This window comes from Bacillus sp. FSL M8-0166, assembly GCF_038008825.1.
In the GTDB taxonomy this organism is placed as follows: domain Bacteria; phylum Bacillota; class Bacilli; order Bacillales; family Bacillaceae; genus Bacillus; species Bacillus safensis.
On record NZ_JBBOZZ010000001.1, the window covers coordinates 2,149,789 to 2,163,112 of the forward strand.

A 13,324-nucleotide genomic window follows, 5' to 3' on the forward strand; every position below is an offset into this window, starting at 1 on the left:
CTCAGTGTGAATCACGCTTTTGAAGCGCCCAGACTCACATCCGAACGCTTCAATTTCATGTATTTTAGAAGGTTTTAATATTCACCTATTCTAACAACAGGAAGGTACGCGGTCAAGACTATCTCCTGTTTATTAAATTTTCCCATAACTTTGCCGATTGCTGCCAAAGCGCCGCCGCATCCTCTCGCCGATAGAGCGCACGTTCATAAAGCTGCGTCAGCTCTGACATATGATGATCTCCATCCTTCTCATCAATTAGCGAAGCGAATTCTCTTAGCGTCATACCTGGCTTTTTCTCGATCCCCCTGCGCCCAAGCTGCTTTAATAGAGCCGCATACGCATAGAAGAATGCTTCATCCTCTGGCAGACGTTTCACCTTTCTTACAATAAAGAATGGAAGCCATCTTGCCCTGAATCGATAAAGCATCCAGCTGATGAATCCAAGCAGGACAATAGCTCCTGCCGCATAACCTACAACCCAACCAACATGTACCATATTTGGCTTTGCCTGCGATGTTTGCTCCTTTGGTTGTGCCGGCTGCTCTGTCTCCTGCTGCTGCGGCTGGTCTTGCTGCTGATCTTCACTTGCATCAGAACTAGACTGATCTTCTTCTTCCTTTGGATCATCCGTTTGATCGCTTGAAACAGCTTCATTCGTAAATGTCTCTGGGTTTGTAAATCCTTTTGTCGGTTCAAAGGTGACCCAGCCTCTGTTTGGAAAATAAACCTCTACCCATGAATGCGCATTGTTATTGGTCACTTCATACACATTGTTTCCATCCATTTGTGTTTCATATAACTGGCCAGACGTATACCCTTTCACCCATCTCGCCGGAATCCCGATCGAACGAAGCATCACAATCATAGAAGTTGAAAAATTATCACAGTAGCCAATCATCGTATCAAATAAAAATTGATCCACATAATCTTCATTACGACCAGGCACAGCGACATTCTGCGTTTCATATGAAAACTTCGCAGATCCTAAATAATCCTCGATTGCTTTCGCTTTATCATACATATTGTCCTTCGTTTCCGTTAAACTGTTTGCCAAAGTTTTCACACGCTCAGGCAATGAGGACGGAAGCTGCAAGTATTCACGTCCGACCTGCTGATTTACCTGCTGTTTTGTCGGCACTTTGATTCTCTGCAAATCCTCAAGGATAAATGTAGGAGATAAGAAGCTGACTTGGTAGTTCCCTAAATTTCTGGGCGGGTTTTGAATAGACGGCACAATTTTCTCCGTTTTGCCCATGATTTGGAGCGGAATATTTTCCATTGGCGTCAGCCTGACCGTTCCAATAGGATAGACAGCATGATTAAATCGATAGTCCGATTCTATATCGATTCTTGTTTCATGCTCCTCTGTTTTCACACGATTGGTAAACCATCTATTTGGCACCTCGGCGCCTTTTAGCCGAGTAGGCTTCGTATCATTTGAAGCATCCTCCCAGCCCTTTCCTGTGTAAATACTTTTTGTTTCTACACGAAAGTAAGACGGCTCCTTTCCGCTCCATTTAAAAACAGGTGTGCGGTCCTCACTAAACGGTCCACCTAGCGCCGAATCATCTGCACTATATCCCACTTTATTCTGCCCGGCTGTCCCATCTTGATTCGTGACCGCCTTAAAAAACGGGACAGGATCAGGCCATTTCGGATCAGATTTAGGCAAAGAAGCGCCGAGTGACGCTGATAGAAGAACAAGCGCCAGCATAGGCAAAAACCACTTTAGACGCGCTTTCTGTGACACCCGAACGCCTTCAGCTGAACGCAGTCGATCGAAATACAGCAATCCAAGCAGACAAAATCCAAATATCATAATGCGAACGATCGCAAAGGCTGCATCATATGGCGTAAACGTATCCAGAATCGTGACATACACAATCGTCATCAGTAAAAAGAAAAAGATACGCTGCTGATAGACCACCCAATAATGAAGCAAGTAGACAAGCAGCCACAGCAAAATATAAAACAACAATGTGCGGAAAGACGGATACATGTCACTCCACATGCCCATGCTCATTAACGTGATATTATCCTTGATATCAGCAAACAAAGCAGCCGGATAGCCTGGCGCTGATTGATAAAAGATCAAATATAAGGCGAGCAAAATCAGTCCAGCACAAATAGGAAACGTCACATACCACTTCAGACGAAAGAACGTAAACAAACACGTAAGCCCGATAAAAATGATGAAATAAGACGTATGGCTCGTCTCTGTAAAATCTTGAAGTGGACGAAGCCACTCCCATAGCAGCAGAAAAGCTACAGCATAATAGATGAACAATTCAAAACGGCTTTGCCGCAGATGCGTATGCAGCATAAATGTTTGTCACCTCACAGTTCTTTCGTGCAACCGGTCTTCAAATAAAAGGGTAATGCGTATTCCAGAGGCCTTTAGCCGGTCTACAAGCTGTTTTTCTTTTGTCGTCAAATGGTCAACGGCTTTCTTCACTAAAAGCACGGTGATGTTCTTTCTGTTTCGATTTCCAAAGAGACTTGCCGCAAGCTCCTCCTGCAGCTGACCCGTGACGACATATTTTCCTGAGTGCTGGTACTCACTCGCTGCTAACGGTTTATATTCTAGTGCGCGGGAAGACTGATGCTGCACCCTTGTTAAATAATAAAGCATGTCCTGTAAATGAAGTTCTCCTTGATCGACTCGAAAGGCATGCTGATCTCCTAGAGGGACAAGACCTGACGGCACTCCTTTTTTCACAGCCGTTTGAAGAACAGATGCTGTAATAGAGACGACTGTTTCAAAAACAGCTTGATCGGTAAAATCAGCAAACACGACAAGGTCCTTTGATTGATTCTGTTCAAATTCCTTCGTCATCAACTGGCCTCTTCTGGCCGTCGTCTTCCAGTCCACCCAAGCAAAACGGTCTCCTTGCTGGTATTCCCTTACGCCTGTTGTCACATGGGTCGGTTCATTTAACCAAGAGTGAACCGCTTTGCTTCCATTTTCATTCACTGACTCAGCAGGCTCTACTGGGATATCCAGCACTTTTGGGTAGACAAGCAGCTTTTTCTCTAACGGAATGATGATTTCTTTCTCAACAAACCCAAACATATCACCCGTTTTGATTCGAACCGCTGTCAAATGATGCTCTCCCCGTATGACATCATTCAATTGATAGGAAAATCGCCAAGTTTTCCGAAACCAAGGAAAAAGCATTTGCTTCATTTCAATCTGTTCCTGTAAGTGAAAGGTGTCTGGCGGAGCATCCTCTATCATGACGTAAACGTACGGAAATGGATGTGTCCGCTTGATCTCAAGGTCAACGGACAGCACATCCCCCGCCTTCAAGCGGGTTTGCTGTAATGTCCTCTTAGCTGTCGCGCGCAGCGGAACGAGTGCAAACAGCAATGCATACAAAGCATATGGTAAAAATGCATAAAAAAGGAACCAGCTCACAAACCCTCCCTGAAACATAGCATAACAAAAGGCTGCCGCAGTGAGAATGATGAGCAGCATCATCCGTAACCATAATGAAACGGCTAAACGATTACGTGACTTCATTGAGTCATCGACTTTTGAACTGGCACGCCAATTTGCTCAAGCATTTGTCGCAGCAGTGTCTCCGCCTTCTTCCCTTCATATGTCGCTTCTGATGTCAAAATCATACGATGCGGCAATGTATAAGGCACCAAATACTGTACATCATCAGGAATCACATAATCACGCTGATTCAAAAGCGCATATGCCTGAGCCGCTTTCATCAGGGCGATCGATCCCCTTGGACTTACACCTAAATAAACAGATGGATGTTTACGCGTTGCTTGAGCAATTTCAACAATATATTCTTTAATGGAGGCATCCACATGAATGGTCTGAACAGCCTGCTGCAACGCATGGATATGTTCCTTTGTCATGACAGCTTGGAGCGTATCAATCGGGGATTGCTTCTCCTGCAAGTTGAGCACCTCCAGCTCCTCGAGCATGGTCGGATATCCCATCCGCAGCTTGAATAAAAACCGGTCCATTTGCGCTTCTGGCAGCGGATAAGTCCCTTCATATTCCACTGGATTTTGCGTCGCCATGACGAAAAAAGGATCCGCAAGCGGCATCGTTTCTCCGTCCACTGTGACACTGCCTTCCTCCATCGCTTCAAGCAATGCTGATTGTGTTTTAGGAGAGGTCCGGTTGATCTCATCAGCCAAAATAATCTGCCCCATGATCGGCCCTTGCCTAAATTCAAATTCATTTGTCTTTTTATTGTAAATCGACACGCCTGTTACATCTGAAGGCAAAAGGTCAGGAGTGAATTGGATTCTCTTAAACTCACAGCCAATGGATTTTGCCAGAGCACGAACCATCATCGTCTTCCCTACACCAGGCACATCCTCTAGCAGCACATGCCCCTTCGCCAAAATCGCAACAAGGCTTAATATCGCAATGTCTTTTTTCCCAACCATGACTTTATTGATGTTATCTACGATTTTTTGTAAATCTGAATGCATCGGTTCATCAAATGCCATCCTGATCCTCCTATCACGTTTCTGTCAAATTTCATATAGTCTAACTTTACCATACAACGCGCATTTGCATATAACATCAGCACATATAAAAAAGAAGCCTTCTCACGATGGAAAAGACTTCTTCTCTTCTTTCGGCTCACTTGCTGGCTCCATATGAACATGAGAGTGTAAAATATCATGCTCCTGCTTCATTCTACGTTCAATTTCATCTGCAATATCATGGCTTTCTGCTATGTTCAAGTTAGGCTCGACCTCAACCACTACATCCACATGGACTGTACTTCCAAGATAACGCGCTTTAATATCTTTTAAATCGCCCACTCCTGGTGTTGCTTCAATGGTCTCTTTATATTTAGACATATCTTTGATATGAAAACCGTCTGTTAACGAATGAGAGGCATCTCTGAAAATCTCCCACGCAGTTTTACAAATAATTAAGCCAATGACAAACGCTGCAAGCGTATCAATCCATGCCAGCTGAAATTGAGAAGCCATAATTCCTACAAATGTTCCAATACTTACATACGCATCTGATTTATTATCAGCAGCTGCCGCATGAAGAGCCTGGCTATTGATCCGTTTGGACAGATTGCGATTATAGATATACACACCGTACATCACAACAGCACTTCCTGCTGCTGTCCAAGCCGCGATCATATCCGGCGTTTGATGCTCAGATGAGAAGAGCGACTTGCCTGCACTCAGCAAAACCTGAAGCCCAACAAGCATCATGATAAAAGAAGCCACAAGAGACGCAATATTTTCCGCTCTAAAATGACCGTATGGATGATCTTCATCAGGCGGCTTTTGAGAAATACGCAGCCCAATCAACACAGCAAGGGATGCAATAATATCCGTCGTGTTATTCAATCCATCTGCCGAAAGGGCCTCTGAATGAAACACGTACCCAATAATGAGTTTGACCGCAGATAAGATCACATAGGCAATGATGCTGACCCAAGCACCTGTTTCACCTTGTCTTAATTCATTATAGCGCTCCATGTCGAACCGCGCCTCCTCACACATCACTTTTCTATTATTTATCTTACAAAGCAAAGCCCGTGTGGGTCTACAGCAACATGATTCGCTTATGTCAGCAAAATAGGATAAATAGAAATGTGTTGACCTAAGTAAACTTATTTTTATAAGGTCAAATGACCTCAAGACCTACTCCCATCAACCTTTTTCCAATTTTCTTCGAGATGGACATATCGTCAAATCACTCTTCTTGGATACATTGTCAGAATAATTTTATTTTTAGACACAACTTCCCTCCTTCCTTTTTTATGCTATTTTAAAAATAAACAGAGGGAAAAGAGGGAACATAATCTCTCAAATCCTTTCTACTTTTTAACATCATGTTAAGAGGTTTGAAATGTCAGTTTGATAACCTGTCCAATGCTGAATGACAATTCAGTATGATAAAATTTAAAATATTCTAAAAACAAATTCTCTATTAATGAGAAATGTTTGGAGGTAAAGAAATGTCCAACATGACAAACGGTCTTCAAAAAAACCTTAAAACAAGACATATTTCGATGATCTCCATTGCTGGGGTCATTGGGGCAGGGCTATTTGTTGGTAGCGGCGCTGTCATTCATTCTGCAGGGCCTGGATCCATTCTTTCCTATTCTTTTGCCGGACTTCTGGTGATCTTTATTATGAGAATGCTTGGAGAAATGGCATGTGCCTATCCGACAAGCGGTTCTTTCTCACAATATGCGAGCGATGCCATCGGTCCATGGGCCGGGTTTACAATCGGCTGGCTTTACTGGTTCTTCTGGGTGATCGTCATCGCCATCGAAGCCATTGCCGGTGCTGCCATTATTCAATATTGGTATGGAGATGCACCTGTCTGGCTCACAAGTCTTATCCTCACAATCCTCTTAACATTAACAAATATCTTTTCTGTTAAATCTTTTGGCGAATTTGAATATTGGTTTTCATTGATTAAAGTCGTCAGCATTATTCTCTTTCTACTCATTGGTTTTGCATTTATCTTTGGTTTTGGCGGTCATCATACTTCAGGTCTTGCCAATCTAACAGGGAATGGCGGTTTCCTTCCAAATGGATTCAGCTCTGTGCTACTCGGAATCGTCGTTGTCATCTTTTCCTTCATGGGAACGGAGATTGTGGCCATAGCGGCTGGTGAATCAGCAGACCCAGTCAAATCTGTAACGACAGCCACCCGCTCTGTTGTATGGCGTATTATCGTATTCTATGTCGGATCAATTGCTGTCGTTGTCACCTTGCTTCCGTGGAATTCCGCAAGTATTTTAACAAGCCCGTTCGTTGCGGTATTAGAATATATCGGTGTTCCATCAGCCGCTCAAGTCATGAACGTCATTGTCTTAACAGCTGTTCTATCTTGTTTAAACTCCGGGTTGTACACAACGTCCAGAATGCTTTATTCATTAGCAGAAAGAGGCGAAGCGCCGAAACGCTTTATGAAAATCAGCAAACGTGGTGTTCCTGTAGCGGCTACAGTCGCAGGTACCTTCTTTTCCTACATTGCTGTCATGATGAACTACTTTTATCCTGAAACCATCTTTTTGTTCTTAGTCAATGCATCTGGCGCCATTGCCCTTCTTGTCTACTTGGTCATTGCCATTTCACAATTAAGAATGCGACGCAAAATCGAAAAAGAAAATCCAGAACAGCTCAAAATCAAAATGTGGCTGTTCCCATACCTCACGTACTTTACCATTTTGGTTATTTGTGCTATCTTGGCAGCGATGCTATTTATCGAATCCATGCGGCCACAGCTCATTTTGACGAGTATCATTACCTTTGGTGTACTGGCTGCTTATTTCATCTTTAAACCGAATAAAAAAGTGCCTGCAAATGCGGCGCTTGAAAATAAACACCCGTAATTTCTCCCGCTGAAAAGCGGGTTTTTTTATTTTATTCACCTATTTCGATGTCCGCACTTATACTGTATCAAATTGTATTTAAGTGAGGATTAGTCAACATGAACCTAGAAAAATTTGTTGACGAGCTTCCAATTCCAGAAGTCGCGAAGCCCGTCAAAAAGAATCCAAGACAAACGTATTATGAAATTGCTATGGAGGAGGTATTCTTAAAAGTTCATAGAGACCTGCCCCCAACCAAGCTATGGACCTATAATGGCAGCTTGCCTGGTCCAACCATTAAAGCCAATCGAAATGAAAAGGTCAAAGTGAAATGGATGAACAAATTGCCATTGAAACATTTTCTGCCTGTCGATCACACCATTCACCATGGGCATCACGATGAACCAGAAGTCAAAACAGTCGTTCATCTGCATGGCGGCGTCACACCAGCAAGCAGTGACGGCTACCCAGAGGCCTGGTTTTCACGTGATTTTGAAGCAACCGGCCCTTTTTTTGAAAGAGAGACTTACGTCTACCCAAATCATCAGCAAGCCTGCACATTGTGGTATCACGATCATGCGATGGCATTGACACGACTAAATGTGTACGCCGGTTTAGCGGGGTTTTATTTGATCTCAGATGCATTTGAAAAGTCATTAGAGCTGCCAAAAGATGATTATGATATTCCTTTAATGATTATGGACCGGACGTTTCAGGAGGATGGTTCACTGTTTTATCCTAGCAGACCAAACAACACGCCAGAGGACAGTGACATACCAGACCCATCCATCGTGCCCTTTTTTTGCGGAGAAACCATTTTAGTCAATGGAAAAGTATGGCCATATTTAGAAGTAGAGCCGCGAAAATACCGTTTTCGTATTTTAAATGCGTCCAATACTAGAACTTACGAGCTGCATCTAGATAATGACGCTACAATCTTGCAAATCGGTTCCGATGGGGGCTTTTTGCCAAGACCCGTTCGCCATCAATCCTTTAGCATCGCACCTGCTGAACGTTTCGATGTCATCATCGACTTTTCAGCTTATGAAAACAAAACGATCACTCTCAAAAATACAGCCGGGTGCGGACAGGATGTGAATCCTGAAACAGATGCGAACATTATGCAATTCAAAGTCACACGTCCACTAAAAGGGAGAGTACCTAAAACCTTACGTCCGATTTTCAAACCGCTGCCAGCGCTTCGGCCAAGTCGAGCTGATAGAGAGCGTACACTCACACTTACCGGCACGCAGGATAAATACGGCCGCCCTATCCTATTGCTCGATAACCAATTTTGGAATGACCCTGTCACGGAAAATCCTCGTCTTGGCAGTCTAGAGGTTTGGTCCATCGTCAATCCAACCAGAGGCACACACCCTATTCATTTGCACCTTGTTCAATTTCGGGTTTTAGACAGAAGGCCATTTGATACAGAAGTATATCAATCGACAGGAGAAATCGTGTATACAGGACCAAACGAAGCGCCTCCTTTACATGAACAAGGCTACAAGGACACCATTCAGGCGCATGCAGGTGAAGTCATTCGGATCGTTGCTCGATTTGTTCCATACAGCGGCCGATATGTGTGGCATTGTCATATTTTAGAACATGAAGATTATGACATGATGAGGCCGATGGATATCATTCAGTAAAAATGAAACCACTCTTCCGCTAAATGCGTAGAACTTGTATGAAACAGCTGATTATAAAGGGGCTAACAGACATCCGTTCATTAGCCCTTTTATGATTCATTTCAAAATGGAAAAATAAATCGCATGAATCATTCCTTTGAGGAGCATTCCACACTTAAAAAGTTGACGCAGCAAACCGATAATACTACTATATACCCATTACATCTATCAAAAGGCACATAAGCCACAATGAACGAACAAATGGAAAATTGCGATAAAAAACGGAGGAGTTCAATTTGAATGAAGAAAAAGAGACTTGCCAGGTCAAACAAGAAACAGCGGCAGGTAACATAGAGAAGCTTTCAATTCATGAGAACGAGAGCATTCGGTCAAACATTGAACAACTAACCATTGAACTCAGTGAACAAAAAGAATTCAACCACTTCATATTAGATGAAAAACAAAAGGCCATCAGCACATTATCTTCCCTCATCACAAAAGGCGATTGTGATGAAGACTTAAAGATTCACTTTGAACAAGCATTACATATCGGACTTTCTGTCATAGAGATTATGGAGATTATTAAACACTGTACAAAGGTTGCTGGATTCCCTCACTCCATTAATGCCCTGTTTATCTTTCAAAACTTATTAGATGAAAACAAATAAAACAGAGAAAACGAGATGTCATCAGTCCTCTCGTTTTTTTATGTTCACTCATATTACTCTATTTCTTTTCCTCTGTCACATAAGCAAAATTTGAAAATAGCCCTCGTATCACTGCTTAAAAACTGATTTTCTTTCTATAAATTCACCATTTCTCCAGCATTTCAAGTGACAAAATAAAAAAACGTCCAGTTATATAAATAACTGAACGTTTCCTTTATCGATTGACAGTGAAATTGTTAACGATTCCGCCATTCTTCTCCCAAGCAGCTTCCACCGTTTTCTTCTTTATATTGTATTCAAAAATCGTTCTTACCTTCGCCTTTCGTCCGGTATCATCCTTTAATTCTTCTGCGTTCTTTGCAACACCTAAGAAATAAACAGACGACCCGTCCGTAGAAAATTGCGGCTGTGCAGCACTTAAAATATGAACATCCTGGCTATTTTTAACGAGAGTCGTCGTTTTTCCTGTTTCTACATCAAGCATCTTAATCGAGGATATTTCTTTTTCTTTACGAACCTTTACTTCTGTATAAATCAATTTCTTATGATCTGGAGAAAATGAAATATCATTGATCGTTTGTGTGATACGTGCAATGCGTTTCCCCTTCTCACCTGTTTGAAGGGTGATCTTCATGGTTGTTGGTTCAGGATCTCTGCCCTTTTCATTCGCTTCATCGGTTTTTTGATAATCTTCTTTTAAAGAATAATGCTGGATCGCCAAATCATTTGAAGTCGGATCATATGCAAAAGAACTCACCGTATCATCCTTGCTTTTTTCCGGATACAGCTCCTTCATTTTGTGTGTTTTCAAATCAAAAGATGCGACAAAAAATTGCTCTCCAGAATCCTTATTATACCTTAGAAATAACTTCTTTCCGTCACCAGACAGCCTCATACTGTCGATGGAATCATCACTCGTAAACAGTGTTTTTTCTTCTTCAGATTTCACATTTAATTCCCGAATACTCACTTTTTGCGTGTCTTCATCCGTATACGTGTAATATAAAACTTGTTTCGTAGAATCATAAGCAATCGAAGGATATGCTGTCAGTTTCTCCGTATGAAGCGCCCGATCGTGCAAGTAATAAGTATTGTTTAACTTTTGATCTGTAAATGAAACGAGCAATTCGTCTTTTGCATCTTGATTTGTTTTGACCTTCCCTGCATGTTTTGCCTCTTGCCCAGGCTTCATCATGAAGAAAATAACTGCCGCAATCACTGCGACGCCAATGACTGTGATGATCCACCATGTTGATTTTTTCATTGCCTTTCAGACCCTCTCTACAAGAAAAGAAGCCAGAAAATAAACTTTTCCCGCTTCTTTGCATGCCTATGTATTAATAAGTGTAATGCCCTTTTACGACACCTTTACTTGTTTTATACCCAAGTGCTTTGAATGCTTTTGGACTTACGTCTAATACAGCGTTTGGCATTCTGCCTACATCATATTTATATACTGTAATCACTTTATGTGGTTTCGCTTTTGTTGTCACTCTTAGTTTTGTACCTTTTTTCGGTACGTCAAAGCCCATTTTAGTTGCTGCATCCCAATGACCGAGTTTTTTTCCATCTGCGCCTTTTTTACCGACACCATTATACCAAGTAATATTGCCGCTTACTTTTTTTGCACTTGCTCCATGTGAGAAACTAAATGCTAAAAATAAACTAGCTACTGTTACGATTGTCGTGATAAGCTTTTTATTCATTAAAAAATCCTCCGTTTTTGGTTTCTGCAATCATTATACATGAAGATGAACCCAGTTATTTTACAGACACATTACAATTCAAATACAAGTTGACCACTTTATGACCGATTAAGTTCATAAATACCGCCAAAATCAGCCAGAACATTGTAAGCAGCCACCCCTCTTTCATTTTATATAATAAAAGTGAATCAAATTTAAGGAGGAATTTTCATGAAAAAGTGGTTCACCGTTTTTTTGATTGTAAGTTTGGCCTTCGTTTTGATGTTTTCAAGTCTTCCTGCCTCAGCGGCTGGTCCTCGTCACGGCGCCATTGTGACACAAACGGACGAAGCGAAATGGTCAGGTATCTCTGCTGATATTGTCCTGCCGAAAACAGCCACCATTAAAAACGGTTATGCTGACTGGTATCTCGGTCTCGGCTCTGCCGTTGTAGAGAGCGGTATTTCAAAAACGTCTTCTGGCTACAAGGTCTTTCTCGGCAGCGGTTCACAAGGCGGCAGTCAATACTGGAACAGTGAATATGATCAGAGCATTAAGGATGGCGCACGTGTCAACTTAAAGCTCATCAACAATGGTGATGGCAAGGTGTCACTATATGTCAATGGAAAACTGCGCTATAAGCAGCCTGTTTACAACCCTAGCCGTCTGAAAAACCTTGATGTTGTCAAAATGGTACACGGCGTACAGGATAATGGAACAAACAGCTATTCACAAGCAAGCTTCTCAAATGTACAGCTTCGAGCAAATACATCAGGAAGTGTCTATAAAAAGTGGGATGGGTCAATCAAATCATCGCTTTTACGTAAAAATTTAGAATCCGGTGCGGCAGCTCCTAAATTCACCGTCATTTCTTCTATCCCATTAAGTACAAGCCTTTCAGCACAATAAGAAATAAAGCACCCTCCATTGGGTGCTTTTTATTGTTCACAGCTTATCAACACTTCTCTTTTAATCAAAACAAGGATTCGTGGTAACATAAACATACATCATTCGAAGAAAAAAGGAGAACGAACGTGAAAAAAAGTCTACTTGTTTTCATGAGTCTAGTTGCAAGTCTCTCCATACTAGCAGCTTGCTCGAATACGACAAAAGAACAAAAACCAGAATCTAAGGCACTTCCAACGATTAATGAACGCATTCAAAAAGAAACAAAAGAAGTAATGGAGCAGTCTAAACTCATCAAAGACACTGACATCACCGTTGATCAAAAGAAAAAAATCATTTCTTTAAACGTAACGGCTTCCTCTAATACCAATAGTGATTACGCTGAAGTCATTGGTTTAAACTTTGCAAAAACGCTGGCCATTGGAGCATCAACTGAAAAAGAAAACAATCTGCATAAACCGGAAAATGACAGCCTTGGCGCTCTCTATTCCTTTTATGACCTAAACATCACCGTGAAACAAGAAAACGGCAAGGTACTGGCAAAAGGAAAAAAAACAACAAATGAAACAAAAATCACTTGGGAAAGAGCCCAATAACTGCTTGATGGATTTTCTTATAAATAAAAAGCTTGTAGAGAATCACTCTACAAGCTTTTTTTCATGTTCATCTCGGTTAAATCGTCTCTCATAACATTGACCAGTGCGTGAATATCTGAGTGAGCCCTTGATGCCAATCGTACCAGCAAATCCTCTAAACACTCATACAAATGATGATCTCTCATGATATACTCCTCATATAACGGAATGACAAAGAAATAGAGCAAATCAGCGAATTCAAGTGCAGCGTCATCTTCATCCTCATCGTCTAACGCCTCTCCGACACTTTGAATCAACCAATTCAAATCTTCTTTCTTTTCAATCGGAACATACATCAGCTGATGAATATAATCCGTATCCTTCGCTTGTAAAATCCGCTCCGCTGTTTCTTTTGATAGCGCACCAATCTCTGTAGAAGAAATATTCACAACCTCTAATTCGTCCTCTGATCTTACTTGATTCATTTGCAGCAAGTTTTGGTCCATCTCGACTCACTCCCCATTC

At 41.8% G+C, this 13,324-nt stretch carries 12 protein-coding genes; 5 read left to right on the forward strand and 7 right to left on the reverse strand.

Annotation, left to right across the window (positions count from 1 at the left end; genetic code table 11):
• Positions 1-118 precede the first annotated feature (118 nt).
• The 4 genes from NSS92_RS11280 to NSS92_RS11295 all read right to left on the reverse strand — a co-directional run bounded on the left by NSS92_RS11280 (position 119) and on the right by NSS92_RS11295 (position 5,484).
• Positions 119-2,323 carry a DUF4129 domain-containing transglutaminase family protein gene (locus NSS92_RS11280; RefSeq protein ID WP_340867995.1) on the reverse strand — a complete coding sequence of 735 codons (2,205 nt, stop codon included), beginning with the start codon at positions 2,321-2,323 and terminating at the stop codon, positions 119-121.
• 9 nt (positions 2,324-2,332) lie between these two features.
• Positions 2,333-3,523 carry a DUF58 domain-containing protein gene (locus NSS92_RS11285; RefSeq protein ID WP_340867997.1) on the reverse strand — a complete coding sequence of 397 codons (1,191 nt, stop codon included), beginning with the start codon at positions 3,521-3,523 and terminating at the stop codon, positions 2,333-2,335.
• On the reverse strand, positions 3,520-4,482 hold the full coding sequence (locus NSS92_RS11290; RefSeq protein WP_340868000.1) for an AAA family ATPase: 963 nt from the start codon (positions 4,480-4,482) through the stop codon (positions 3,520-3,522). Before NSS92_RS11290 ends, NSS92_RS11285 begins: the two co-directional genes overlap by 4 nt.
• 102 nt (positions 4,483-4,584) lie before the next feature.
• A complete protein-coding gene (locus NSS92_RS11295) occupies positions 4,585-5,484 on the reverse strand; it encodes a cation diffusion facilitator family transporter (protein ID WP_034282879.1) in 900 nt (299 codons plus the stop codon).
• A 482-nt stretch (positions 5,485-5,966) separates the two neighbouring features.
• On the opposite strand from NSS92_RS11295, the gene gabP reads away from it, so the two are divergent.
• The 3 genes from gabP to NSS92_RS11310 all read left to right on the forward strand — a co-directional run bounded on the left by gabP (position 5,967) and on the right by NSS92_RS11310 (position 9,633).
• A complete protein-coding gene (gene gabP, locus NSS92_RS11300) occupies positions 5,967-7,355 on the forward strand; it encodes a GABA permease (RefSeq protein ID WP_340868004.1) in 1,389 nt (462 codons plus the stop codon).
• A gap of 98 nt (positions 7,356-7,453) precedes the next feature.
• On the forward strand, positions 7,454-8,986 hold the full coding sequence (locus NSS92_RS11305; RefSeq protein ID WP_267587898.1) for a multicopper oxidase family protein: 1,533 nt from the start codon (positions 7,454-7,456) through the stop codon (positions 8,984-8,986).
• A 275-nt stretch (positions 8,987-9,261) separates the two neighbouring features.
• Positions 9,262-9,633 (forward strand): carboxymuconolactone decarboxylase family protein, encoded by a 372-nt coding sequence (locus NSS92_RS11310; protein ID WP_267587897.1) that lies wholly within the window; start codon positions 9,262-9,264, stop codon positions 9,631-9,633.
• Positions 9,634-9,847: 214 nt separating this feature from the next.
• On the opposite strand, the gene NSS92_RS11315 is transcribed toward NSS92_RS11310, so the two are convergent.
• Together NSS92_RS11315 and NSS92_RS11320 are read right to left on the reverse strand one after the other, a co-directional pair.
• The gene (locus NSS92_RS11315) at positions 9,848-10,897 is read right to left on the reverse strand and encodes a hypothetical protein (RefSeq protein WP_340868007.1); all 1,050 of its coding nucleotides are present in this window, start codon (positions 10,895-10,897) and stop codon (positions 9,848-9,850) included.
• A 73-nt stretch (positions 10,898-10,970) separates the two neighbouring features.
• Complete coding sequence (locus NSS92_RS11320) at positions 10,971-11,339, reverse strand: RlpA-like double-psi beta-barrel domain-containing protein (RefSeq protein ID WP_024424478.1); 369 nt, start codon at positions 11,337-11,339, stop codon at positions 10,971-10,973.
• 210 nt (positions 11,340-11,549) lie between these two features.
• Between NSS92_RS11320 and NSS92_RS11325 the strand changes: the two genes are divergently transcribed.
• Positions 11,550-12,227: a hypothetical protein gene (locus NSS92_RS11325; RefSeq protein ID WP_340868011.1), complete on the forward strand. Its 678-nt coding sequence runs from the start codon at positions 11,550-11,552 to the stop codon at positions 12,225-12,227.
• 125 nt (positions 12,228-12,352) lie between these two features.
• The gene (locus NSS92_RS11330; protein WP_267587895.1) at positions 12,353-12,820 is read left to right on the forward strand and encodes a hypothetical protein; all 468 of its coding nucleotides are present in this window, start codon (positions 12,353-12,355) and stop codon (positions 12,818-12,820) included.
• A 47-nt stretch (positions 12,821-12,867) separates the two neighbouring features.
• On the opposite strand, the gene NSS92_RS11335 is transcribed toward NSS92_RS11330, so the two are convergent.
• Entirely contained in the window at positions 12,868-13,305 is a 438-nt protein-coding gene (locus NSS92_RS11335) for a hypothetical protein (protein ID WP_340868015.1), read from the reverse strand.
• Positions 13,306-13,324: the final 19 nt, after the last annotated feature.

Bases quoted from the DNA above. Each gene is read 5' to 3' on its own strand.
- NSS92_RS11280 (WP_340867995.1), bottom strand. From the start codon at position 2,323: ATGCTGCATACGCATCTGCGGCAAAGCCGTTTTGAATTGTTCATCTAT.
- NSS92_RS11285 (WP_340867997.1), bottom strand. From the start codon at position 3,523: ATGAAGTCACGTAATCGTTTAGCCGTTTCATTATGGTTACGGATGATG.
- NSS92_RS11290 (WP_340868000.1), bottom strand. From the start codon at position 4,482: ATGGCATTTGATGAACCGATGCATTCAGATTTACAAAAAATCGTAGAT.
- NSS92_RS11295 (WP_034282879.1), bottom strand. From the start codon at position 5,484: ATGGAGCGCTATAATGAATTAAGACAAGGTGAAACAGGTGCTTGGGTC.
- gabP (WP_340868004.1), top strand. From the start codon at position 5,967: ATGTCCAACATGACAAACGGTCTTCAAAAAAACCTTAAAACAAGACAT.
- NSS92_RS11305 (WP_267587898.1), top strand. From the start codon at position 7,454: ATGAACCTAGAAAAATTTGTTGACGAGCTTCCAATTCCAGAAGTCGCG.
- NSS92_RS11315 (WP_340868007.1), bottom strand. From the start codon at position 10,897: ATGAAAAAATCAACATGGTGGATCATCACAGTCATTGGCGTCGCAGTG.
- NSS92_RS11320 (WP_024424478.1), bottom strand. From the start codon at position 11,339: ATGAATAAAAAGCTTATCACGACAATCGTAACAGTAGCTAGTTTATTT.
- NSS92_RS11325 (WP_340868011.1), top strand. From the start codon at position 11,550: ATGAAAAAGTGGTTCACCGTTTTTTTGATTGTAAGTTTGGCCTTCGTT.
- NSS92_RS11335 (WP_340868015.1), bottom strand. From the start codon at position 13,305: ATGGACCAAAACTTGCTGCAAATGAATCAAGTAAGATCAGAGGACGAA.